The organism is Cohnella fermenti (genome assembly GCF_004801405.1).
Classification (GTDB): domain Bacteria; phylum Bacillota; class Bacilli; order Paenibacillales; family Paenibacillaceae; genus Cohnella; species Cohnella fermenti.
The window spans coordinates 1-24813 of record NZ_SSOB01000042.1 but is presented as its reverse complement, the minus strand read 5'-3'; the positions used below and the strand labels follow the sequence as shown (position 1 = coordinate 24813).

The following is a 24813-nucleotide window of genomic DNA, read 5'->3' as shown; positions in this document are numbered from 1 at the left end:
GGAGCGATAACGACATAAGGGAGGCGGCAGCGGGTGAAGCGGAATATGGCTTACAAGATCCAGGTGATTTACGCTTCGCTCTTCATCCTGATCATTGCGAGCACGGTGCTGATCTCCTATATAAGCGGAACGCAGCGGCTGGAGCGGGAGGTCGTCCGTTCCAACCTGCAGATGCTGAATCAGATCAACAAACGAATGGAGAGCACTCTCGCGGAGATCGATCGGGCGATCATCCAGATGCTGCAGACGGGAGACGCGGCTTTTTTCTTCAACAATCCTCGCTCCGGCAGCCCCGAGTATCTGATCCGGCTGGACGGCATCCAGTCCCAGATCAGCGGGCTCAAGCGCTCCTATCCTGCCATCCAGTCCGTGTACCTGTATTCCCTGGACAATGATATGGTGCTGTCCGACGAACTGTACAATCCGATCTCCGAGGAGACGGACACCAACTGGATCGGCGCGTTCTATAAGATGAGCTTCTATTACAAATGGACGATCAACCCTCTCTTTAAGGAAAAAAAGGCCGACCGCCACACCGTTACGCTGATCCGATTCTATCCCATGGCGGAGAAGCCGGAGGCTCGCAAAGGCGTCATCGCCGTCAACCTGCCCGAGACGGTGCTGTCGGACATGTTCTCCGACTTGCAGTTCGGCAGCAGCGGGAATGTGCTGGTCGTGAACGAGGAAGGGATCATCCTGTCCGACGCGGACAAGTCCCGGATTGGCCGGAACATTGCCGAATACAAGCTGGGCGGGCAAGTGTTGTCCGAGCAGGACAACGGCTTCTTCCGACACAAGAACGACAAGGCTTCGGAGTGGGTCTTCTATTCCTCATCCTCCTATACCGGATGGAAGCTGGTTTATGTGGTGTCCCAGGGCCAGATGAGCGGCCTGTTCCTCGCCATTCGCAATATTCTCCTGGTTCTGGCCGGCGCAATGGCGCTGCTGTCGGTCGGCTCCGTCGTGCTGGTCAACCGAACCTGGTTCAGTCCGATGGAGCGGTTCATTAATAAGGTGGAATCCCTGTTCAACAAGCGGGAGGGAGAGGCGACGGGAAGCGCCCGCAGCCTGCGTCCGGATTTTAATCGTCTTGAGGGAACAATCCGCGATATGCTGTCCGGCTACTCCGATGCGGTGCGCCATCTTCAGGAGAGCAAGCCGGCATTGAAGCTGCAGATTGTGTTCGACATCGTTACCGGTCAACGGACCCGCTACGATCTGGCCAAGTCTTACTTGGACCATATCGGCCTGGAGCTGTACGCCGGTCATTATATCGTGATGATCGCGGAACTGGACAATAAGGCCCTTCTGGAGAAAATGTCCGATCTGAACCTGTATCTCTACGCCGTCTGCAACGTGGCGGAAGAACTTATGCGGGAGAGGGGGGAGGCGCTTAAGGGCGGGGCCGTGCAGATCAACGAGTATCAGGTGGTCATTCTGGCCAGCTTCCGGGATGGGGATGTCGCTGCGAATACGGAGCTGGCCGGCAGCTTCGCCCAACTGCTGCTGGACGCCGTTCAGACGTACATCAAGCGTTCCTTGAGCATCGGCATCGGCGTGTACCGACATCGATTCGCAGACATCAAAGACTCGTATCGGGCGGCTCAGGAATGCATCCATTACAAGCTGGTGGCCGGGCCGGGGACGGTGATTACCGGGGACGACATGTCCGTGTTGGACGGAGCGAGCTTGATGGAGCTGTTCGACCTGGCCGATCAGTTGCAGGAAGCGGTGTGGCAGATCCATGCGGACAAGGTGGCGGAGCTGCTGGCCGCGATATTCGCTCTGGCCGCGCAGAGCCGCTTCACGGACAAGGTGATGGTGCAATTTGCCCTTCAGCTCATTTACAGAACCGGCAAGAAAGTGGCGGAGCCGGCTCTGATGGAACGCCTTCAGTCGGGTCATGCCGAGATCGAGGGCCGGCTGACCCAAGCCGGGAGCCTGGCGGACATGCGGGAATACCTGCTTGGGCTGATGGGGCATATGATGGAGGCGCTGGTTGAGAAGCGCAATTCCAGAACCAAATCGGACGAGCTGGTCGCCCGGATTGTAGCTTATATCTCCCTGAATTACGGCAACAGCGGGCTGTCTCTTAACCTGTTGTCCGAGGAATTTGCCGTCAGCTCCAATCATTTAAGCAAAATCTTTAAGATGAGCACCGGGATCAATTTCGTCGATTATGTGATTGCCGTACGAATGCAGGAGGCCCAGAAGCTGCTGCTTGCCAGCCAAGCGAACGTTAACCGGATTGCGGAACAGGTAGGCTATACCAATGTGACGAGCTTCATGCGAAGCTTCAAGAAGTTCGCCGGCATGACGCCGTCGGAATATCGGCAGGCTGAGCGGCTGTAAGCCGGAGATCCGTCAGGGAACACTTCCCCGGCGGATTTTTCTTATGCGTACCCGAGTTTATTTAAGTTTGATTTAAGTTATCCCCGTTAGAATTTACCTATAAGCAGCAAGCAAGCATCAAACGAGCAGCAAGCGATCAAGCAATTCGCGGCAAACGCGACGAGTATCCATATAAGGAGAGTGTTCCCCAATGAGAACCAAGAACATGAGACGAATCGGCGCGATGGCGGCGGCCTTGCTGCTCAGCGCAGCGGTGACGGCATGCTCCAAGGCACAGGATAACAGCGAGAGTGCAGCAACCGTTCAACCTGCATCTACCCAAGAAGCGGCAGCAACTCCGGCAGACAGCACAGCGACCGCAAGCGAGAATGCATCTTCCGGCACAGCGGCGGCGGCAACGGGCACTTCCGCTCTGGACACGACGGACATGTTCAGCGATCGGGATCTGGAGCAGACGGCGGACCTGACGGATGCGACGTCGATCGCGCTGACAAGCGGCCAAGACGTTGCGTTGACCGAAGCAGGCGTCTACGTTCTGAGCGGAGACGCAACGGACGTGACGGTTGTGGTGGAGGCGGCGGAGGATGCGAAGGTCCAGCTCGTTCTTGACGGCGTCAGCATCACCAATGAGGATGCGCCCGCCATCTATGTGAAGGAAGCGGACAAAGTGTTCGTGACGACGACGGACAGCGAGAACAGCCTGAAGGTTACCGGAACCTATGTGGCGGATGGGGAGACCAATCTGGACGCCGTTATTTTCTCCAGAGCGGATGTGACCTTGAACGGAACCGGAACCTTAACCGTTGTCTCCAGCGAAGGGAACGGAATCTCGACGAAGGATGATCTGAAGATTACCGGAGGCACCTACAGCATTCAATCCGCCGAGGACGCCTTGGAGGCCAACGACTCTATTCGGATCAAGGACGGCACGCTTACGATCGATGCGGGCAAGGACGGTCTCCACAGCGAGCACGATGAGGACGCGACATTGGGCTATATTTATATCGCAGGCGGCACGATGACGATCACCGCCGGCGACGACGGCATCCAGGGCAACAGCGTGGTTCAGATCGACGGCGGCACGATCGACATCCCGAGCTCCGTCGAAGGCATCGAATCCACCTATATTCAGATCAATGGCGGTCAGATCACGGTGTATGCGAGCGACGACGGCATCAATGCCTCGCAGAAGGTCGATTCGAACGTAAGAATCGAAGTGAACGGCGGCACGATTGACGTCACGGTAGGCAGCGGCGATACGGACGGATTCGATTCGAACGGCGACCTCTATATTAATGGAGGAACGATTACGGTACAAGCGAATTCCGCGTTCGATGCGGATGGGACGGTTCAGTTAAACGGCGGCGATGTCACGGTCAACGGGGAGAAAATCACGGAGATCGTGCAGACGGGACCCGGAGGCGGCGGTGGCGGCGGCTTCGGCGGCGGCGGTGGCGGTCGAGGTCAAGGCGGCGGTCAGGGCGGCGGCGGAATGGGCCGACAATAGTCTGGATTTGGATTGGACCGTCAGGGGCGCTCCCCCTGACGGTCCTTTGGCGTATCACACCAGCGGGGCAAGCCTCGCCTGATGAAGCTTGCGATGGGTCTGAGGCGTGTTGCCGAACAACGCTCTGAACGACTTGTAGAAGTGTCCCAGGTTGCCGAAGCCCGCCTCCAGCGCGATGTCGAGCACACTCCGGTCCGAGTGGAGCAGCAGGTTCTCGGCATATTGCAGCTTCGTCAGGTTCAGATAGGCGAGCGGAGTTTGGTTCTCCCACTTCTTGAATACTCGGCACAGGTGAGCGTGGGACTTGCCGGATAGCCGAACCATGGCCGGGATGCCCTCGAGGAACCGTTCCGGTTCCTTCATCTCCAGGCACAGGTTCGCGAGCCACTTCGGCTTCGTGTCCTGCTCCGGCACAACGGAAGGCATCAGGTAACGGCTGTACACCTCGGCGAGAACTGCGCGCAGCTCCGTTCGGAAGCGGGGCTTCTCCTGCTGCGGAATTCGAATCAGCTTCTCCAATCGTTCCTGCAGCAGCAGCTTCTCCCGCCGGGACAACTGCACCGTGATCGGGTCGGGGCTCCCGAGGAACGATTCCTTGGGGAATCCATCGCCGAGGTAGGTTAATAGAGCCGTCAACGTATGCTCGTAGAACGACAGATTGATCAGCCGGCAATCAGTGCCGGGAAGCGGTTCGTAATAATGGATATCGCGGGGACGCATGAAGACGAGCGCGCCTTCGCTCACCGTCTCCTTGTGTCCATTGCAGCAATGATAAGCGGCCCCCTCCGCAATCAAGAAAAACTCATAGAAGTCGTGGGTATGGATTCCGGACGTGTTCCCAATGCCGGATATGTCGCGATAGTGGCCTTCCGCTTCGGGGTCGATGCCGAGCTCGGCTCGGAGCAGGGAGATTCCCATAGAGCGCACCCGCCTCCTTTGACATCAAAATAACATATTGCAGGACAAATGGGTAGAAGGCTGACGGCTTTATTTTCAAGGAAGAATCGCCTGTCATCAAAGAAATGCAAAGAAAACGTAGTCTCAAGTAAAAAATCGGAAAGATGCCGAGCGAGGTCGGTGATAAAATAAGCGGTACCAAGATGATATAAGGAGATGATCCCAGTGCTACTATCCCAGCAGCAATCGAGCTTGCACCTGAACGTCTATGAGAGTGTGAAGCTTTCCTTCCGCGGGGTCGAAGGGTATGATGTCTATAATGTATCGATTCCATTCCGGTGGCAGGGCAAGGAGTACCTGTTCGGCCGCGTGGAGAGACGCGAGGAATGGGCGCGCTCGTGGGTGCGGCTGTTCGAGAAGAGCGGGCCGGACGAGTGGTCGCTGGTTCCCGGTTCGATGATCTATCAACTGGAAGATCCGTATGTCAGCTTCATTGGAGAGCAACTGGTCATGGGCGGCACGCATGTGAGATACAAGCAGGGCGCTGTGGACACCTACTTCGGTTACTTCTACAAAGGGACGGATATCAATGACTTGTATTATTTTACGACAGGTCCCGAGTACATGAAGGATATCCGGCTCGTGGAGATGGACGGAGGCAGGCTCGGCGTCTTCTCCAGACCCCGCAGCGAAGAAGTGCGGCGGCAGTACGGAAGCGAGTCGATCATCGGCTTCACCAGCATCAACGGCCTTGACGAGCTGACGGCGGAAGTCATCGAGCATGCCCCGTGCATCCCGGATTTGTTCGGCAAGGACGAATGGGGAGGCTGCAACCAGGCTTACTATCTGGACAGCGGCAGGATTGGCGTCATCGGGCATAAGAGCCGCAAGGAAGTCGGGGACGACGGACAAGTAACAGCGGTTTATATGAACTTCTCCTTCGTATTCGACATAGACAAACACGAAGCCTTGGATCAGAAAATTATCGGCACCCGCGCCTGTTATCCGGATGGGCCGGCGAAAAAAACGGAGCTGACCGATTGCGCGTTCACCTCCGGCATCGTGATGCGCGAAGACGGCAGATGCGATCTGTACAGCGGCATCGGGGACACGGAGGCCGGCCGAATCGTGATCGACTATCCGTTCGAGGGGCATGGGCGGATCGTGCAGAGGATGTAGCGGCAGGCTGGAATGATCGGAACAGGCGGGGAGGAACGGCAGATGGTCGCGACGGGAAGAAGCATCAGGGGATACATACGCCGCAAGTCGGTGTTGCTCAGAATCATTCTGTCCTATGTCGTCATCGGGTCCATTCTGATCGCGCTGTTGTCCTCCGTTCTCTATATCCGCTTCTCCCGCAGCAGCGTGCAGGAGATCAAGAGCGTAACGGCCAACAGCCTGGAGCATACGGCCAATACGTTTAACGAATTGTGGAATACGACCTTCCATTATATGTACAAGGAATTCAAGACGAACAGCGTGCTGGTGGATGCGATGGTCCGCACGGATCTGAGCCCCGTCGAGTACGGAACGATCTCCGCCAGCCTCAGCGAGATCATTACGAACTATTCGTTGTTCGATTCCGTGTACGTGTACAACTCGAATGCGGATCAGATGTTCTCCTCGATCGGGCCCGTCCGCAGCGAGGGGGACTTCTATGATGCCGGAATTTACGAGGGACTGAACACGGCCGGCTTCATGGAAGGGCGAGAGAGCAAGGTGTACGTTCGCCAGGCGGAGACGATCAACGGCTCGGATGTCAAGAATGAGCAGGTCATTACGGTTATCTTCAGCGATGACAACCTGCGAAGCGCGCTTATCTACAATATCAACGAACGGCTGCTTCGCAATATGATCGTCACCAAGAACAATTCCGGGACAAGCGCCCTTCTGATTGTCGATCGGGAGGGGCGAATGATCTCCCGCTTCGATCCGGCCGGCATTGTTCCCGCATCGCTTGACTCCGTGCTTGAGCAGCGTATGGCGAACGACCCGCAATTGGGCGGAACCTTCGATCTGAACGTCGATCGCGAGCACACGCTTGTGTCGTTCCAGCGGATCGAAGCTTCCGGGCTGTTAAACTGGAGTTTTGTAAGCGTTAGCAAGTATCGCGATCTGACTCGTTCCGTGCAGGAGCTGCAGCAGTACATGATCGGCATTACCGGGGTGTTCGTGCTGCTCAGCATCGCCATCGCCGGGTGGTTCACCCACAACTTGTATTCGCCGATGCGCAAGCTGCTGTACTGGGCGAGAGGCAAGTTCCGTCCGGAAGCGGAAGGGAAGATGAACGAGCTTGACGAATACGCCTATCTCAGCCGGGTGTATGAAGCGATGAGCGGGGATATCGAGACGTTCCGAACCGCACAGAACCGCAACCGGTTCGTATTGAGGAATCAGTTCTGGCTTAAGGTTGTGCATGGGGAATACGTTCATTCGGAGGAATGGGAGGAGCAGGAAGTCGGCCTCCGGCTGCCGAACGGCGTTTATCGGGCTGCTGTGCTGTTCGTCGATCAGGCTGCCGAGAATTCGGCTTCGCAATCGAATCGGGCTTGGTCGCTGTACCGGTACAGCATCGCCAATATTGCCGAGGAGATTCTAAGCGAATCGTTCCCTGCCGTGGCCGTGGAGGCCGGCGAGGATCAGGTCGTTGTGCTCATGGAGCAGCCCCGGCCGTCCGAGTCTGCGGGCGTCTCGATTCTGATGGAGAAGCTGAGCCTGATCAAGCAGGCGTGCAATCGCTACTTGAAGCTAGCGCTGACGATTGGCGTCGGAACCGAGGAGCACGGGATCAAGGGAATTCACACCTCGTACCTGCACGCGCTTCAGGCGTCGGAATACGATCTCGTATTCGGCCAAGGCTCCATCCTGGACTACGCGGCGATCGTGCCGCAGCGCAACGAAGAGTATCGGTATCCGATCGAGATCGAGAAAAAAATAATCGACGGTCTAAAAGGCGCAGACGAAGAGAAGGTTCGCTGCGGCTTGGATGACTTCCTCGCCGCGATTGAGCCTTATACCTGCCAGGAGATGATCCTTGCCATGAATCAATTGGCGATCGTATCGGCCAGGACGATCAACCAGTTGATTGAGGCCGACGAGCTGCCGGCGCTCGGAATCGAGTTCGATTACCTGCTGGTGGACAAGAGGATGAGCGGAAGGGACACGATTGCCGATAGACGGGATAAGCTGCTGCGAATCTATCGGAGGACGATCGAAGCCATCCGCAAGAAAAAAGAGACCCGTTACGGAGATATCGCCGCATTCGTCCAAGCGCACATCGACGAGCATTTTGCCGATCCGGGGCTGACGGTCGAAGCTCTCGCCGAGCTTGCCAAGCTGTCGCCCAACTACTTGCGAACGCTGTTCAAGGCGCAGACGGGGATAACGATCTCCGCTTATCTTAGCGCGAAGCGGTATGAAGCGGCGAAGCGGCTGCTGGAGCAGACCGAGCTCCCGATTCAGCAGATCGCCGAGACGATCGGGTTCCAGGGCGGGGGCTACTTCTATACCGCCTTCAAGAAGGCCGTCGGGATGACGCCGGATGAATATCGGAAGCAGCATGGCCGGGGAGCGGAAGCGGATTCGCCGGAAGCGATATAAGAAGGACGAAGAGGGGAGATAACCCTCTCGTCCTTTTTTTATCCCGTTATAAGGGGTTTGATAATTAACAATCGCGCGAATCGGAAGGATTTTCACTAGTTTGGCGCGGCCGAGCGGGGTAAATTCGATGTAGCCCATCGCTTGAGCGGGGCGAAGAGCGGAACGAAGGGATGCTGACATCGGATGAGATGGGTGCTGCGAGAGATAAACGTCAACAAATTTTTATATGCGTTGCTGTTGCCGGGAATCCTTTTCTTTTTCATTTTCAACTACTTGCCGCTGGTCGGTCTGTACTACGCTTTCGTCGACTTTAATCCGATGGCTGGACTGTACGGGTTCAAGAGCGAATTCGTCGGCTGGTACAACCTCAAGTTCTTCTTTACTTCGGACGATTGGATTCACATTACGTTCAATACGGTGTTCCTGAACGCTCTGTTCATCGTTACGGGGCTGACGGTGCAGATGCTGATGGCGATCGGGCTCAACGAACTGCGGGTCCGGTTCCTGTCGCGCACGTTCCAATCGCTTATGTTCCTGCCCAACTTCATCTCCTGGACCGTGGTGGCGGTGTTCGCATCGGCGATCTTCGCGACCGACGGCGGTCTGCTTAATCAAATGCTGAACGCGATGGGGCTGCAGACGTTTAATTTCTACCAGGACCCCGACGTCTGGCCGGCGCTGCTCGTCTTCCTGCGATTGTGGAAGGGAGTCGGGTTCGGCACCGTAATCTATCTGGCGACGATTGCCGGAATCGATCAGGAGATCTATGAGGCGGCCAAGATCGACGGAGCGAGCCGCACCCAGTCGATCTTGCGGATCACCGTTCCCTTGCTGCGGCCGACGACGGTTATGCTGTTCATCTTAAGCATCGGCGGCATCGTCGTGGGCGACTTCGGAATGATCTATGCGCTGGTCGGCGACAATCCGCTGCTGCGGCCGACGACGGATATCATCGATACGTATGTGTATCGCGCACTGAGGGTGGACGGGAATATCGGCATGTCGGCGGCTGTTTCGCTTTTCCAATCGGTTGTCGGGTTCATCATGGTGCTGTCGGCTAACGGACTTGTCAAGAAGATGGACAAAGACTCCGCGTTGTTCTGATGGGAGAGGAGAATATCGGAATGAAGAAGCTCAATGTCGGGGACCGAATGCTGCTCGGCTTCCTCTATGCCTGCACGGGATTGTTCTCGCTGCTGTGCCTGTTCCCGCTCTGGGTTGCCCTTGTCGCATCGTTCAGCGACGAGATGAGCATGGTCAGGAACGGCTACGGCTTATGGCCGGCTTCATTTAACCTGACGGCTTACAAGCTTGTCTTTACGGGAACGGATTCGGTTATGCAAGCCTACCTGATTACGATTGTGACGACGGCGGCCGGCACGCTGCTGACCTTGATCGTCACATCCGCCTTTGCTTATCCGCTGACGGTCAAGACGCTGAAGGCTCGCAGGCAGATCAGCCTGTACGCCTACGCGACGATGCTGTTTAACGGCGGTCTTGTGCCGACCTACATTCTGACGACCAGGCTGCTGCATCTGCAGAACAACATGCTGGTCCTCATTATCCCGGCAGCGCTTAATGCCTACAACGTGTTTCTGATGCGCAACTACTTCGCGACGCTGCCCGATGCCCTGGCGGAATCCGCGAAGATCGACGGGGCGAACGACATGTATATTTTCTACAAAATCATGCTTCCGCTGTCCAAGCCGATTCTGGCGACCATCGGATTGTTCGCTGCCATGGGCTACTGGAACGAGTGGTACAAGGTGCTGCTGTTCATCGACGATCAGCGGCTGTACACTTTGCAATACCTGATTATGAGAATTCAGACCCAAGTCGACTTCCTGCAATCCTCGCTCGGGGCCAGGGCGCGCGAAGCGCTTGGCGGGCAATCGATTCCGTCGGTCGGACTCCGAATGGCAACCGCGATGATCAGCATCGGCCCTATCATTCTTCTGTATCCGTTTCTTCAGAAGTATTTTCTGAAGGGTATTACGATAGGGGCCGTCAAGGGGTAATCCGGCCCGATCCTGTTGGCTTCGAATCGCTTGTCCGCTCGCACGAGAGGGACAAGTTCGATTTAAGCATAGATGCACACATACAAAAGGGAGGAAACAACAACATGGAAGGATCTATCCGCAAGACTCGCAACGCGGCGATCTGCCTGATCGCATCGGCCGCCCTGCTCGCCGGCTGCGCCGGAGGCAACAACGCGGGCAACAATACCGGTGGCGGCGCGGCCAATTCCGAATCTCCGTCGGCTGCCGCAACGACTGCGGCGAATTCCCCGGCCAACAAGCCGGACCCTGTCACGCTTGACTTCTACCTGTTCTCCACGAACGGAGGCGAGCCGAACAATCTGCAAGCCGTCATGGACGAATTCTACAAGCAGACGGAAGACTCGCTGAACATCAAGATCAATTGGCATTGGACGAATGCGGCCGATATCGGCAACACGGTCAACCTGAAGCTGACCGCCGGCGAGAAGGTGGACGGCTTCTTCACCGCAGGCTGGCTGGCGGGACTGCCGACGAATCAGGCGGTGTCGAAGGGACTCGTTCGGAATCTGGATGCCTACTTCGACAACGATCAGTATCCTGGGCTGAAGAAGGCGTTCGACGCGGAATATTTGAACAACAACAAGTTCCAGGACGGCAACGGCGAATACCATACCTACGCCGTTCCGTTCACGACGGCTTTCACCGGAGGAGACACGATCTATTACCGCAAGGACCTGGCGAAGAAGTACGGCATCGGGACGGATGGCGCGCTTAACGACGAGCATGAATTGGAGCAGTACTACGACGCCATTCTCCAGAATGAGAAAGGCATGGTGCCGCTGAGCTTTAACGGCGCCGTCGGCGATGTCGTGACCACTTATATCGAATATATCTATCGTCCGCTCTCGGACAAGCATAATTACAGCGGCAGCAACGGCATGGTGATTCGCGCGGACGGAACGCCGTACGTGGCGAAGACATGGATTGCCGAGCTGGACCCGGACTACATGAAGGAGATGCCCGCCGAGTATCAGGAGCTTGATCCGTTGTGGAAGATCAAGAAGGCTCGCGAATGGTACACCAAAGGCTATCTGGAGAAGGACCTGTTAAGCCAGAAGTCGGCGGAGGACCAATTCAAAGCCGGCAAGGCGGCCTCTTACATTCGCGGCATCGATACGTACACGGACATCGTGCAGCAGGTGGCCAGCTCGCTGCCCGACGCCGAGCTCGGTACCTTCATCGTGGACCGAGGCTTGCGGGAAGGGGTTGCGAAGCAGATGAAGAGCACGTTCCAGGCTTGGAACTTCCTGGCCATTCCAACGTCCTCGAAGTATGCGGACCGCGTCATGCAGTTCCTGGACTGGATCTATTCGGACACCAGCCATCACGATCTGATCCAATACGGGCTTGAAGGGCAGGATTGGGTAGCCGAGGGCGCGGATAAATACAGCGTGCCGGGGGGCAAGGACTTGAGCACGCTGTACAACTTCCCGGGCTTCGAGCTGACCTGGAATCCGAACTACATTCGCATGCTGTCGACGACTCCGGACGAAGTCGTGGAGGTTATGAAGAAGCTGGGCGATTCGTCCTTCCTGTACAAGGACCCGGGTGCCGGCTTCAGCTTTAACGTGGACAGCGTGAAGGCGGAGCAAGCCAAGCTGAACGACGTCGGGACCTTGCAGCGGCCCTTGCTTGACGGCATGATCGACGAGAGCGACATGATGGCTTCCATCGAGAGCATTCAGAAGAAGAGCGATGCGGCAGGCGCGCAGAAGGTCCGGGACGAGATGCAGAAGCAGTTCGAAGCGTTCCTGCAGGAGCACCCTTACGAGAATCAATAGTACTGCCAATTCCAACATGGGAGGGAATGCCCGATGAGAAGGAATATGGGGCGGAAAATACTGCTGTTGATGTTGGCCGTCGTGCTGCTGGCGAGCGCAGCGCCGGTTGGCGCGGGAAGCGGCGTTGTCGGGAAGGCGGCGGCTGCGGGAGACGATGTCGTCCGCTGGGAAGCGGACTTCTCCAATATCGCAGCGGACTGGTACGTGGAGCCCGGATTGACGGCAACGGCTAACGGCGCTGCCGGCGTGCAGATGGCCGTGAATGCGGATGCCGATCCGGCATGGCAGAAGATGAGCGCCCTGCAGCAGCTCAGCTTCGATATGGAGGACGATCCGAAGCTTGCGATATCCGTAGCGGACGTCCAAGGCGGCTCCTGGAGCGTGAAGGCAAGCGATGGCACGCAGGCTTATGTGCTGACCGGGGGGGATCGCAGCGATACCGGGGAGTTCGTCTTCCCTATCGCGGAGGCGACCGGATGGACGGGAGTGAAGTCGTTCACCCTCGAGCTGTGGGCGATTGGCGCCGGCTCCGCGACGACGATCGACCAGATTCGGATTACGGGAGCGAACCCGGCTGCCGAATATCCGATCTGGGAGGCGGACTTGTCCAATCTGAACGCTTGGGTCAAGGAGGACCTCGTTCTGGACTACACCGACGAGGGCGGACTTCGGATGCAAGTGAACGATACGGCCGATCCGCCGTATCAGAAGATGACGACCGTGAAGAGATTTACGGTCGATATGGCGGCCGGGCCGATCTTGAAGCTCCGGATTGGCGCGGTCGATCCGGGCGGTTCCTGGAGCGTCAAGCTGGAGGACAGCTCGGGTTCCGACATCGGGCTGTCCGGCGATCAATCGACGGCCGGAAGCTTCGCCTTCGATATCCCCGATGCAACGGGGTGGGACGGCACGAAGACGTTCGCCGTCTCGGTGTGGGGAATCGGCGGCGGGAAGTCGGTTACGATCGACAGCTTGCAGCTTGTAAGCCGTGTGCCGGTGGAGGAAGAGGTTGAACAACAGACGGACGATCCGGGCGTCGATTCCGCTGTCCCGACCAGCGCCGAGCTTCGCGAGACGGGAGAACTGCAGCGCAGAGACCTGAGCCTGCCCGGCTCGAAGCTTGTCCTCAATCCGTTCGACTTCAAGACGGCGGGAGGCACGACGGCTTCGCAATACAGCAACCGTCCGACGCTGCCGCTTAACCTGGGCTACTTGAACGCGGCCAGCCAGCGGACAAGCCGGGAGCTGTCGGATATGGTCATGCTGTACAAGGCCGTGCCCGGCGCGACAGGCGGCATTGCGTACGGCTGGAGGCCGAGCATCGGGCAACTTGACATGTGGCAGGCTGGTCTTCCCGACCAACAGTCTCCGGAAGACTTGCTCGTCGAGCCGGTCGGGGATCAAGGCGTCAAGCTGAGCGTGTCGGCGAATGCGAACCCGGTCTGGCAAGCGATCTATACGAAGGATCCGATTACGGTCGATCTGGACGAGACGTCGACGCTTGAAGTATCCGTCTCCGATGTCGCCGGAATGTGGTCGCTTAAAGTGAACGACGGCGTCTCGGAATATGTGCTGCAGTCCGACACCGGCAAGGACGGGACGCTGCTGTACGATCTCCGTCAGATTACCGGATGGTCCGGCACCAAGTCGTTCCGGGTGTACCTGTTTGCCATCGGGCAAGGCGCTTCGGCCACGTTCAGCAAGCTTCAGATTCTGCACGTGGAGCAGAAGCTGGCGGGCGCGGCCTCGTATTCGACGGAATGGACGCCGACCGAGCTTCCGTTCCAGGCGTCTTATCAGGATGGCAGCTCCATTCAGGGAGCGGACTTCCTCTATGACGAGAACACGGTTGTGCGATCCGCGAGCCTCGCCGGCGCTGCGCCGGGAAGCTCTCTGTATGTGGGAGGGAAGTACAACGGCAGCGTCGCGTGGGCGGACGGCGTCCTGACGATCGATCAAGGCGGACATGCCGCCGCCATTGCCATTAACGGCGCGTCCGCTGCGACGGCAATCCAGTATTACGCTTCCGAGAGCGATCTGCTCGCCGACATCAACGCGCTCGATCAGGCGCCGGCCCAAGGGTTCTGGCTGCTGGAGCTGAGTGCCGACGCGCTTCCCGCAGGGAAGCTGATCGTTGCGGCAGCGCTGGCCGCGGGAGACGACAAGGAGAGCGCGGCCGACTGGGCGCAAGCTCCGCTGACTGCGGACCTGCAGCAGGTGCGCGCGGCTCGCGAGGCCTACTGGGACGCTTACCTGGCTTCCGTGCCCCAGCCGGCAAGCTTCGAGATGCCGACCATTATGCGGAAGGGGGTTGCCTCCGCCGATGTGAAGCACGATTATTATGCCGCCTGGGTTCTGCTGGCCCAGAATGTGCTGCCTTCCGAAGCGGCCTATCCGTATCCGCAGATAGCAACGGGGAAGGCTTCGCTGTGGGACGAGGGGGAGCCGACCAACCCGTTCACGGCGTCGTGGGACAGCCTGATGGGCATTCAGCTCTATGCGTATGTCGATCCGGACACCGCATGGAACGCATTCCGCGGGCTGATGTCTCTCGTACAGGAAGACGGGCAGCTCGGCGGGGAGAGCCTGCCTTCGCGCAAAGCCCAGACCGCGCTTATTCTGTACAAGGTCACCGGCAATCTCGCACACCTGCAAGAGGTCTATCCGGCCTTGACGCGGTACTTGAACTGGCGGATCGACAATCCGCGCTGGATCTACGGCACGCATGACAATCCGAACGAGCGGGACGCCGAGTTCGTCGTGTCCGCGATGATGGATATCAAACGGATGGAGGAGATTGCGGACATTCTCGGTCTGCCTGCGGATCGAGCGGATTGGGAGGCGAAGCGGCTGGCCTTGTTCGAGCAGTATAAGACATGGTTCTGGCCGACGACAAGCTCGCTTCCGTCGCAGTATTACGATGTCGGAACAGGCTCGCGGGCAGGCGGCAACCCGATATGGGTGACGACCGGTCTCTATGTGGACGAGCTTCAGGGCACTTATTCCGATACGATGCTGCAACTGTTCGACAGCTACTTCGATCCGAGTCAATCGTTCGCCGGGTTCGTCAACCCGAAGCAGCCGGATTGGGGCTATACGATTTATGGCCTGATTGCCAAGGGACAAGTCGAGAAGGCATCCCAGATGGTCCAGATCGCCATGCGCGATATTGTCCGTACCGGGAACTTCTTCTCCGAATCCTACACCAACGACAATCCGCCGTTGCCTGCGGGCGTGCGGCCGTCCTTGTTCGGCATCTCGCAGATGATCGAGAACGTGCTCTTGCGCAACGGCTTCGATTATGACAAGGGCACGCCGAGCGCGGTTCGCTTGCTGGAAGGGACGGTCGGAGTGTCGGGTCTGCACGTTCAGGGCAAGACGCTGAATATCCTTATCGACGGGGATAACGGCCTGCTGACGGCAACCGGCTCTTATATCGGCGGGACTCGGGCGCTTCCGATCGCGGGGGGAGAGACGATCGCATTGACCTATCAGCCGTCCGAATCCGGAGAAGGCGGCGGGGGAGATACGCAGACCGGGAACGGCTCGGTCGGCGGCACGACGGGGACAATCGTCACGGTGAAGGACGGCAGGTCGGTCGTCGAAGTGGAAGCGGGCCGAACACTGGCAACAATTCCGTTCGCGCAATTGGAGGCTCGCGAGCTGCTCGTTCAATTCGGAGCAGCGACGGTCCTGTTCGCGGAATCCGAGGTTCTGGCGCTGCAATCGCAAGCCTCCAAGGCGGGCGGAGCCGCCTTGATCGTAGAGCTTGCCCCGGACGCCGATGCTGCGAAGAACAAGCCTGCGGTTGGCGAGGGAAGCGCGGCGGCGAAGTTCGCCGGGGACGCGTACCGATTCCGTGTCGGGATGCAACGGACGGATGGGAGCGAGTCGGAGGTGCAGCTTCAGAATGGGGCTGCGGTAACTCTGCCTTATGAGGAGAGCGGGATCGACGAGGAGTTGCTCGGCGTGTACGCTTATGACGAGGCGACCGGCCGGTGGAATTATATCGGCGGTCGGATCGATCGGGCAGCGAATGCGGCCATCGTGCAACTGACCGCCAACGCCAAGCTTGCCGTATTGGAGTATCGCAAGTCGTTCGCGGATGTGCCGCAGTCGCATTGGGCTGCGCGGGTTGTGCAGGTGCTCGCGGCCCGGCATATCGCAAGCGGCGTGTCGGATGAGCGCTTCGAGCCTTCGCGTCCGGCAACCCGTGCGGAATTTATGGCCTTGCTGGTGAAGGCGTTGGAGCTTCCGAAGACGGATACCACGCTTCCGTTCGTCGATGCGAAGGAAGGCGCCTGGTACATGAGCGATCTGTCCAGCGCCTTCGCGGCCGGCTTGATCCAGGGCACGGAAGGGGGCGCATTGGCTCCGGACGCAAGCCTGACGCGGGAAGAGATGGCGACGCTGCTCGTGCGGGCTCTCGGCATCCTGCAAGGGAACGCTGCGGCATCGGCGGAAGGGGACCAAGCGGCTCAAGCGACTCAAGCGGCTCAGGCCATCCGGGATCGGAACGAGGTGTCCTCGTGGGCGAAGGAGAATGTGAGCAAGGCGCTTGCCGAGGGTCTCATGCGCGGCAAGGGGAGCGGCCTCTTCGATCCGCATTCGCTTGCCAGCCGAGCCGAGACCGCTCAAGCGGTATGGAACTTGTTGAATAGATAAGCCCGGGCAATTTACCCGAGTACAATTCAACAGAAGCCCCCCGTCACAGGATCGAGCGGCCGCCAAGGCTTGCTTGATCCTGTGATGGGGGGGCTTTATTTATCTGCCGGTTCTATTCATTGGCTCTATCCGTTGGCTCTATCTAAACCAACCCTTCGGATTGCGCCTCAATGAATTGATGCAACTGCTCGGGAGATAAATTTTTCCGATGACGAATCCAGTGCAGCAGGACATGAACAATCGCCCCGGATCGGAAAGCCAGGAAGTAGTCGAAGTAAGGAGCTTCCTTCCTCACGGCCGGCTGCAACGCAAGCACAAGCTTCTCCGTAGTCGTCTCGAATGCGGCAACGATGACGTCGATGCGGTTGGCGGCGATCAAGAGCTCGACGATCTCCGAATCTTCCTGCCAATAACGGAAGAAGGGCAGGATAAAAGGGTACTTCCCGGCCGTATCGGCCGGCGTTCGGGTCAGCGATTGAACAATGTAGCGGTAGAGATCCGCGAAGGCTTCATCGCACTTCCACAGCAGGATAGCTTCCAGATGATCGAAGTTTCGATAGAAGGTCGATCTCCCCACCTGTGCGGCCTGGACCACTTCTTTGATCGTAATGGATGGAAACTCCTTTTCCCTCATCGTGTGCGCCAAAGCGCGGTACAGTCTGGTTTTCGCCTGGATGGATCGTTGGTCCTCTCGGTTGCGGTACATATTCCCTCCATTTGTCCTTTATCTTGGATTCGCTTGACTTCCCGGTGGGTTCCAATGAAAATTCAAATTATATTTAAACCTAATATATAACATGATACAGCCGGGGACAAATGAGGAAAGGATGCTTGCGTCTTGACCAGCTATGAGGAAATCAATCAATTTCCGATTATCGGCGAGTTGAACGATCAGGATTTGCTGTCGATACGCACGTATTTAAGAATCAATGAATTCGCAAGCGGGACGGCAATTCTGCGACAGGGCCAGGAGGCCGACCACTTCCATATTATTCTGAGCGGAGTATTGGATGTTTACGTTCAAGGAGAGACCAAAGTCCATGTCGCCAAGCTGAGACCGGGGCAATTCGTCGGCGAGATGTCCTGTCTGACAGGCGGCGCGGTGAGCGCTACGGTTCAGGCGAACGGACCGATCCGGACGGTATCGATGCCTCGCGAAGGCTTGCTTCAATTGATGGACAAGAGCGCCGAGTTCCGCAATCACATGGTCGATGCGATGGTTCAACGGATCTCGAACTCCAACGATCGCATCGTGGAAGAATATATGAGAAGCTCCGTGCTCTTGCGCCAGTTGCAGGAGGAGCAGCAGTCCCGGTACGGGGAACTGGTCGGAGAGAGCCTGTTCATGAACGGACTTCGAAGCGAGATCGCCGAATGGAGCCGGAGGGAAGACACGCTCTGCATTATCGGCGAGAACGGAGTCGGCCGAGCCCATGCCGCTCTGGAGATTCATGCGTTATCGCGGAGAGCCGAATGCCCGGTATTTCTGCTGGACGGTGTAAATCTGCAACTGGAGGAGTGGGAGACGAAGATCAGGTCGGCAAGAGGTGGAACGATTATCCTAAGGGATGCCGACGCTCTTCCTGCCGATTTATTGCGTCGGTTGGCCCATTCGTTGGATGACACCCGATTTATCCTGACGGCGCGGCATCCGCTTGAGCTTGCGAAGGATCGCATAGAGATCGTTCCGCTTAGGGAACGGACGGAGGATATTCCCTCGCTTGTGTATTCCTTTATCGCCGATGCGGGCTTCGATTCGCCCGAGCGGTTGATGTCGCAAGAAGCGATGAACCTTATCGGCAATTTCCCGTTTCTTGCAGGGAATGTCGAGGAGCTGAGACGGGTCGTTCATGAGGCGTTGATCCGGAGCAACGGGGACACGATCCGCATTCCGCATCTTCGCTTCGGGAGCGCGCGCGAGCCCGGAACCCGTCCGCGAATCGCTCTGGCGTTAGGAAGCGGCGGCTCGCGGGGAGCGGCGCATATCGGGGTGATCAAAGTGCTGGAGCAGGCGGGAATCCCGATCGATATGATCGCCGGCACAAGCGTCGGCGCTTTTATCGGCGCGCTGTATGCGGGAGGGCAGCCGGTTGCGGCATTCGAACGAGTGTTGCCCACCGTGCGGTGGAGGCAGCTTGTGCGCCCGACCCTTCCGCAGAACGGGTTCGTCGACAACCATCCGATGGTTCGCTTCGTGGAGAACTATATCGGTCCGGTCGACTTCCACGAACTGCGGATTCCGTTCGCAGCCGTGGCCTCCAATGCATTGAACGGCGAGGCTCATATTCTCAACAAGGGCAAAGTGTCTCATGCCATCTGCGCTTCCACGGCCATTCCCGGAGTGATCAGGCCGGTCCGCCACGAAGGCCACCTGATGCTCGACGGAGCCGTTGCGCATCCCGTTCCCGTTGCGCTTGCGAGAAGCATGGGCGCCGACATGGTTATCGCCGTCGATCTGAGCACGCCGGATTCCGCGAAGAGAGAGCCGGCGAACTTCGTCGCGACCATTCTGAACACGATTGACATCATGAGCAAGCGGATGATGCAGGACGAATTGCAACTGGCCGACATCGTGCTGAATCCTCGGCTGGAGAACGGCTCCATCTCGTTCAAATTATCTTCCTTGCACATTCAAGAGGGAGAGCGGGTAGCCCGCGACTCTCTCTCCGCGATTCAAGATAAGCTCCAATCGATAAGCTCCTAATATCTCCCGCTTTCTTTTAAGATTCCATTAAGAGTGTCAAGCAACGACCGCTGTTATAATTCTACCTGTAGAATCGGACGATCCTACAAATAACAGCGGTCGTTGTTCTATTCCTTCACGCCTTCTCCGGACGCATAATGGCATCAGAGAAGACGAAGGAGGAAGCATATGGCGACAACGGCAACAACGAAGGCAGGCAGGTTCGGCGGGCGACAGCGCTCGCGGACCTATTCCCTGGAGAGGCTGGAACGGCGGGCCGGGCTGCTGTTCGCACTGCCGGCACTGGCCGGGTTTGTTCTGTTCATTCTGATTCCGATGGTGTGCGTACTGCTGCTCAGCCTGTACAAGGTCGATCTGATGACCTACACGTTCGAATTCAAGCAATTCCAATACTACGACAAGATGCTGCACGACGCCGACTTCTGGAAGAGCGTGCGCAACACGCTCGAGTATATGCTGATCTACGTTCCGTTGACGCTGGCGCTTGGGATCGGCATGGCGCTCATTCTGAATAGCAGGATGAGGGCGCGCGGCCTCGTCCGCACGTTCTTCATCGTGCCGTACATTACGACCTATGTCGCTACGCTGGTCGTATGGAACGTGTTCCTCCATCCGACGGAAGGGCCGGTGAACACGCTCCTGATGAGTCTCGGCGTGGATAATCCTCCCCAATACATGGTCGATACGCATTGGGCGCTGCCGATGCTCGCCTTGATCGGAGCCTGGAAGGACGTCGGCTACCACTGTATTTTGTTTCTGGCGGCGCTGCAAGGCGTGTCCAGGGACTATTACGAAGCGGCGGACATCGACGGAGCGAACCGCTTCCAGCGGTTCAGACAGATCACGCTGCCGCTCATCTCTCCAACTTCCTTCTATTTATTGCTCATTACCATCATCGGCGGCTTGCAGGCATTCTATCAGATGGCTCTGCTGACCAAGGGCGGGCCGGCGTTCAGTACGACGACGCTGACCTATCACATCTACCGCTCGGCCTTCGAGTTTTATAATTTCTCGTACGCCTCGGCGGTCGGCATGTTCCTGTTCGTGCTTACGCTTGCACTCATCGCGATCAATTGGTTCGCCCAGAAGAAGTGGGTGTTCTACCAATGACCTTGCGCTCCATTGTATATTTGCTGATCGGGTTCGTCTTCATCACGCCGCTGCTGTGGATGGTGTCGACTTCCCTGAAGTATGAGAATCAGGTGTTCGAGCGGCCGTTCGTCTTTATCCACCTGGACAACGTCAATTGGAGCAACTATGCCCATATTTTGACGCAGACCGATTTTCTGACCTGGCTGTGGAATTCCCTGTTCGTCGTGCTCGTCTCCTCCTGCTTCCGGCTGCTGTTGGCTGCGCTCGGCGGATATGCGTTCGGCTATCTCAGGTTCCGCTATTCGGAAGCGATCTTCTTCTGTTTCCTGGCGGCGCTGTTCATTCCCTACCAGTTGACCTTGCTGCCGCAGTTCATTTCGTTCCGGTTCATCGGTTTGCTGGACACGCACTGGGCGCTCATTCTCCCGAACACGATCGATATTTTGTCGATCTTCCTGATGCGGCAATTTTTCCTGTCGTTCCCGAAGGAATTGATTCATGCCGCCTATATCGAAGGCTCGGGCATCTTCCGGTCGTTCGCGCGCGTCGCCCTGCCGCTGGCCCGAACCCCGCTGCTGACACTCGGACTGCTCAGCTTCTTTATGATCTGGGACCAATATTTTCAGCCGCTCATCTTCCTTCATTCCAAGTCCTTATACACGATTCCTCTCGGCCTGCAGAGCTTCCAGACGCAATTCGGCAAGCAGTACGCGATGCAGATGGCGCTGGCCTGCCTGGCGATCATCCCGGTGCTGGGCGTATTCCTGGCATTGCAGAAGCAGTTCGTCGAGAGCATCGTCTCCTCCGGCCTCAAGGGATAAACGCAGACAATATTACAAACAGAATGAGCATTTCGTACATGGGACTGCAAGTGCCTCCGGGTCATAATGAAAGCGCAAACACAATCCTTAAGGGAGGTTCCAATCATGGTGAGAAAATGGGGGTTGCTCGCCGTATCGATCGTGCTGGCGTCATCGCTGGCTGCGTGCGGCGGCAAGAACGACAATGGGGGCGAAGGAGCGGCTTCAAAGCCTGCGGAGACGACAAGCGGCAGCAAGGGCGAGACGGTCACGCTGAAGTTCCTGAACATCTCGGAATATCTGGATTCCGCCGAATTCAAGGAATTCCTCGACCGATTCGAGGCCAAATACCCGAACATCAAGGTAGATCCGGTGTCGGTGCCGCACGAGCAGTACATCAACAAGCGCAACATCATGCTGGCCAGCGGCGAGCAGGTGGATCTGATCTGGGGCAACGGCGTCGAGCAGTTCGATGCGATCAACAAAGGCTTCCTGATGCCGCTCGACGACGTCGCCCAAGAAGTCGGCATCGACATGAGCAAGGACTTTGGCGACTTCAAGCCGGACAAGGACGGCAAGCATTATCGCTTCCCGATTCAACAGAACAACTGGATGCTGTACTACAACAAGAAAGTGTTCGACGACGCGGGTGTTCCTTATCCCGATCCGAAAGTGCCGATGACCTGGGACGAGATGGCCGAGGTTGCGCAGAAGATCACGAATACAAGCGGCAAGGACAAAGTGTACGGCATGTTCTACAACAACTGGGGCATGTACTTCTACGGTTACGGCAGCCAGTTGAACGAAGGCAAGTTCTACACGGATGACGGCATGGCCAACATCGACGCTCCGGAATTCAAGCGCAGCCTGGAATGGATGAACGATGTCATGAACGTGCGGAAGGCAGCCATGCCGATCGCCGAGTACATTCAGAACAATACCGACTTCCTCTCCTATTGGAACGGCGGGTACGGAATGGTGGTCGGAGCCCAATGGTACGCGCAGCTCGCGGCGACGAAGAAGGACCAGTATCCGCGGGACTGGAAGGCGGGGATCGCGCCGATGCCCGTGCCGACGGAGATGGCGGGCAAGCATATGAACTGGTCGAACATCGATTCGCTCGCCGTTCCGAAAAACTCCAAACACGCCAAAGAAGCGCTTATTCTGGCCAGGGAATACGTCGCGGATTATACGCTCGGCGCGGGCGCTTTGCCGATGTACACGAAGGTATCGAAGGATCAATACTTCGCCGACCTGGCCGAGGCGCTGAAGGATGACGATATTACGCTCGAGCAAGTCACGTATCTGTTCGGCGGCGATCCGGACGTGATCAACGTAGAAGAGAAGCCGGTGCTCGGCGCGCCGCAGGAGTATGAATCCACCTTCCTCGACATCGTCAGCCAATACTACACCGGCGCCATGACGGTCGACGACGTATTGAAGAGTGTGAAGACCAAAGTCGATGCGGCGATCGTCGAGCAGAGCAAACAATAATTCCATTGCCATAATTCCATTATTAATCGGCCATGCCCTTCTGCCCGGAACGGGCCTGGCTTTGTTACCGGGAGCTGAAGGCGCGTGAGAGGGTTCATTCGGCGGTACGCGGGTCCGAGATCGGTGCAGAGAACAATCGTCATGCTGTTGGTAGCCATCTTCATCCCGCTCAGCCTTATTCTCTCTGCCGCCTATCAATTCTCGGAGCGCACGATGATGAACAAGGTGGGCGAGCTAAACCGGATCAAGGCAGAGCAGACCTCCTCCCGGGTGAAGGACCTGTTCCAGCGCGCATTCATGTCTACCAACGGGTTTATCGGCGACAAGGCGTTCATCAATGCGCTGCAGAACGAAGATCCGTACAGCATCGAGAAGAACTCGACGTATCTGCAGGCGATCGAGCGGCTGCAGTACACGTTCTTCCTGAACGAGAAGTATGCCGTCGTCATTCAGGACTATTACGGCGTACCCTTCGAATCGAACGTGTCCCGTCTCGGTTGGCGCAAAGGACAGTTGGAGCAGGCCATTCTGGGAACGGTTCACTGGGAAGGCCACGACTTCTTCAACAGCTTCCAATGGAGCGTGCTGGACCCGGGCGGCACCGCAGAGCCGCTGATCGTGTTGAGCCGCTGGATCTTCAGCCCGGTGACCGCGAATATGCGGGGAATCGTCTCGATGGCGATTCCGCTGACGGCGCTGTCGGACATTCTCCGCAGCGACAGCGGCTCGTATGAGATCCGCGATGAAGCGGGGACGTTGATCTACCCGCGCGAGGAGCGTCAAGCGGCGGGGACAACGGCGGACAGCGCCGCCATCGCGCTGGCGCCGACGCCGTGGGCGATGATCCCGACAGACGCCGGGGTTGTCATTGCGCAGGAGCTGCGTTACTTCCAACTGATGATGATCGCTTCGCTCCTGGTCGTGCTGATCATCTTCATCGTCTCCTCCACGTTCGTCATGCGCACGGTCAGCCGCGTCGTTCATCAGATCAGGCTGCTGTCCAAGCGGCTTGTCAATCCGTCGCTCGACTTGTCGGTGCCGATTCATGCGGACCGTCACTTGACGGAGCTGTCCGACTTGCTGCAGCAACTGATGCACAATCTGGCCACGACGCGCAACAATCTGGAGTGGGCCGCCGCCGAGAAGCGGAATTTGGAGATGGTGATGCTGCAGCAGCAGATGAACCCGCATTTTCTGCTCAATACGCTAAGTACGATTCGATTCCTCGCGGAGCAATCCGCACAGGAGAGGATCGGCTCGCTTGTCCTGTCGCTGTCTTATCTGCTCAGGCAGCAGTTGTATCGAAGCGAACGCTATTGGCCGCTGGAGGAAGAGCGGCAATACCTGCGGCAGTATATCGAGATTCAGCGGGCGAGATTCGGAGAGAACATCCGCGTCGAGCTGAGCTTCGCCGAGGAGTCGCTGCCGCTGCCGATTCTTCGGATGCTGCTCCAGCCGCTCGTCGAGAACTGCTTCGAGCACGCCTTCAGCGGACGCGCCGCGGGACACATTCGGATTGCGGCCGTCGCCGCCCGCGGCGGCATTCAGGTGATCGTCGCCGACGACGGGAGCGGATTCGCCCGCTCCGCCTCGCCAGCCGCCTCCGCCAAGAAGTCGATCGGCCTGCACAATGTGCGGGAGCGGCTGCGGCTGCATTATGGCGAGCGGGCCGAGATGACCATTGCGGACGCGCAGCCGTGCGGCACGGTCGTCAGCCTTCACATGCCGGGAGAGAAGTCCAGCGGTATGATGTCAAGCCCCTGATTCATGAGAATTGGAAATTTTTTTGGCCATGAGGCGGATGAGTCAAGAAAAAGGGCACATCAAATCAAACCCAGTCGAAAATCGAGTTATCTACCAG

15 protein-coding genes are annotated in these 24813 nt (G+C 57.6%); 13 read left to right on the top strand and 2 right to left on the bottom strand.

The features are described 5' to 3' along the window. Positions 1-33: 33 nt before the first annotated feature. On the top strand, positions 34-2352 hold the full coding sequence (locus E6C55_RS25715) for a helix-turn-helix domain-containing protein (RefSeq protein ID WP_136372700.1): 2319 nt from the start codon (positions 34-36) through the stop codon (positions 2350-2352). Positions 2353-2542: 190 nt separating this feature from the next. Further along, the gene (locus E6C55_RS25710) at positions 2543-3859 is read left to right on the top strand and encodes a carbohydrate-binding domain-containing protein (RefSeq protein ID WP_211093651.1); all 1317 of its coding nucleotides are present in this window, start codon (positions 2543-2545) and stop codon (positions 3857-3859) included. A gap of 54 nt (positions 3860-3913) precedes the next feature. Here E6C55_RS25710 and E6C55_RS25705 read toward each other — a convergent pair whose 3' ends face one another. Further along, positions 3914-4777, bottom strand: coding sequence for a helix-turn-helix domain-containing protein (locus E6C55_RS25705; protein WP_136372699.1), 864 nt, complete (start codon positions 4775-4777; stop codon positions 3914-3916). A 195-nt stretch (positions 4778-4972) separates the two neighbouring features. Between E6C55_RS25705 and E6C55_RS25700 the strand changes: the two genes are divergently transcribed. From E6C55_RS25700 to E6C55_RS25675, 6 genes are all read left to right on the top strand, one after another. Further along, positions 4973-5935 carry a DUF1861 family protein gene (locus tag E6C55_RS25700; protein WP_136372698.1) on the top strand — a complete coding sequence of 321 codons (963 nt, stop codon included), beginning with the start codon at positions 4973-4975 and terminating at the stop codon, positions 5933-5935. A gap of 42 nt (positions 5936-5977) precedes the next feature. Beyond that, entirely contained in the window at positions 5978-8356 is a 2379-nt protein-coding gene (locus E6C55_RS25695) for a helix-turn-helix domain-containing protein (protein ID WP_168735879.1), read from the top strand. A gap of 183 nt (positions 8357-8539) precedes the next feature. Then, complete coding sequence (locus E6C55_RS25690; RefSeq protein ID WP_136372696.1) at positions 8540-9460, top strand: ABC transporter permease; 921 nt, start codon at positions 8540-8542, stop codon at positions 9458-9460. A 20-nt stretch (positions 9461-9480) separates the two neighbouring features. Next, a complete protein-coding gene (locus tag E6C55_RS25685; protein ID WP_136372695.1) occupies positions 9481-10374 on the top strand; it encodes a carbohydrate ABC transporter permease in 894 nt (297 codons plus the stop codon). A gap of 104 nt (positions 10375-10478) precedes the next feature. Beyond that, positions 10479-12197 carry a DUF3502 domain-containing protein gene (locus tag E6C55_RS25680; RefSeq protein ID WP_136372694.1) on the top strand — a complete coding sequence of 573 codons (1719 nt, stop codon included), beginning with the start codon at positions 10479-10481 and terminating at the stop codon, positions 12195-12197. Between the two features lie 33 nt (positions 12198-12230). Continuing rightward, positions 12231-16862: an S-layer homology domain-containing protein gene (locus E6C55_RS25675; RefSeq protein ID WP_136372693.1), complete on the top strand. Its 4632-nt coding sequence runs from the start codon at positions 12231-12233 to the stop codon at positions 16860-16862. 142 nt (positions 16863-17004) lie between these two features. Here the strand turns inward: E6C55_RS25675 and E6C55_RS25670 are convergent, their stop codons facing one another. Beyond that, entirely contained in the window at positions 17005-17568 is a 564-nt protein-coding gene (locus E6C55_RS25670) for a TetR/AcrR family transcriptional regulator (RefSeq protein WP_136372692.1), read from the bottom strand. A 132-nt stretch (positions 17569-17700) separates the two neighbouring features. Here E6C55_RS25670 and E6C55_RS25665 point away from each other — a divergent pair, with 132 nt between their 5' ends. The 5 genes from E6C55_RS25665 (at position 17701) to E6C55_RS25645 (ending at position 24716) form a co-directional block, all read left to right on the top strand. Beyond that, a complete protein-coding gene (locus E6C55_RS25665) occupies positions 17701-19566 on the top strand; it encodes a patatin-like phospholipase family protein (protein ID WP_136372691.1) in 1866 nt (621 codons plus the stop codon). Positions 19567-19734: 168 nt separating this feature from the next. Next, positions 19735-20676 carry a carbohydrate ABC transporter permease gene (locus E6C55_RS25660; protein WP_136372690.1) on the top strand — a complete coding sequence of 314 codons (942 nt, stop codon included), beginning with the start codon at positions 19735-19737 and terminating at the stop codon, positions 20674-20676. Further along, positions 20673-21479 carry a carbohydrate ABC transporter permease gene (locus E6C55_RS25655; protein WP_136372689.1) on the top strand — a complete coding sequence of 269 codons (807 nt, stop codon included), beginning with the start codon at positions 20673-20675 and terminating at the stop codon, positions 21477-21479. Before E6C55_RS25660 ends, E6C55_RS25655 begins: the two co-directional genes overlap by 4 nt. 105 nt (positions 21480-21584) lie before the next feature. After that, positions 21585-22952 (top strand): ABC transporter substrate-binding protein, encoded by a 1368-nt coding sequence (locus tag E6C55_RS25650; protein ID WP_168735878.1) that lies wholly within the window; start codon positions 21585-21587, stop codon positions 22950-22952. A gap of 84 nt (positions 22953-23036) precedes the next feature. After that, a complete protein-coding gene (locus E6C55_RS25645; protein WP_136372687.1) occupies positions 23037-24716 on the top strand; it encodes a sensor histidine kinase in 1680 nt (559 codons plus the stop codon). Positions 24717-24813: the final 97 nt, after the last annotated feature.

Bases quoted from the DNA above. Each gene is read 5' to 3' on its own strand.
- E6C55_RS25710 (WP_211093651.1), top strand. From the start codon at position 2,543: ATGAGAACCAAGAACATGAGACGAATCGGCGCGATGGCGGCGGCCTTG.
- E6C55_RS25705 (WP_136372699.1), bottom strand. From the start codon at position 4,777: ATGGGAATCTCCCTGCTCCGAGCCGAGCTCGGCATCGACCCCGAAGCG.
- E6C55_RS25700 (WP_136372698.1), top strand. From the start codon at position 4,973: ATGATCCCAGTGCTACTATCCCAGCAGCAATCGAGCTTGCACCTGAAC.
- E6C55_RS25695 (WP_168735879.1), top strand. From the start codon at position 5,978: ATGGTCGCGACGGGAAGAAGCATCAGGGGATACATACGCCGCAAGTCG.
- E6C55_RS25690 (WP_136372696.1), top strand. From the start codon at position 8,540: ATGAGATGGGTGCTGCGAGAGATAAACGTCAACAAATTTTTATATGCG.
- E6C55_RS25685 (WP_136372695.1), top strand. From the start codon at position 9,481: ATGAAGAAGCTCAATGTCGGGGACCGAATGCTGCTCGGCTTCCTCTAT.
- E6C55_RS25680 (WP_136372694.1), top strand. From the start codon at position 10,479: ATGGAAGGATCTATCCGCAAGACTCGCAACGCGGCGATCTGCCTGATC.
- E6C55_RS25675 (WP_136372693.1), top strand. From the start codon at position 12,231: ATGAGAAGGAATATGGGGCGGAAAATACTGCTGTTGATGTTGGCCGTC.
- E6C55_RS25670 (WP_136372692.1), bottom strand. From the start codon at position 17,568: ATGTACCGCAACCGAGAGGACCAACGATCCATCCAGGCGAAAACCAGA.
- E6C55_RS25660 (WP_136372690.1), top strand. From the start codon at position 19,735: ATGGCGACAACGGCAACAACGAAGGCAGGCAGGTTCGGCGGGCGACAG.
- E6C55_RS25655 (WP_136372689.1), top strand. From the start codon at position 20,673: ATGACCTTGCGCTCCATTGTATATTTGCTGATCGGGTTCGTCTTCATC.
- E6C55_RS25650 (WP_168735878.1), top strand. From the start codon at position 21,585: ATGGTGAGAAAATGGGGGTTGCTCGCCGTATCGATCGTGCTGGCGTCA.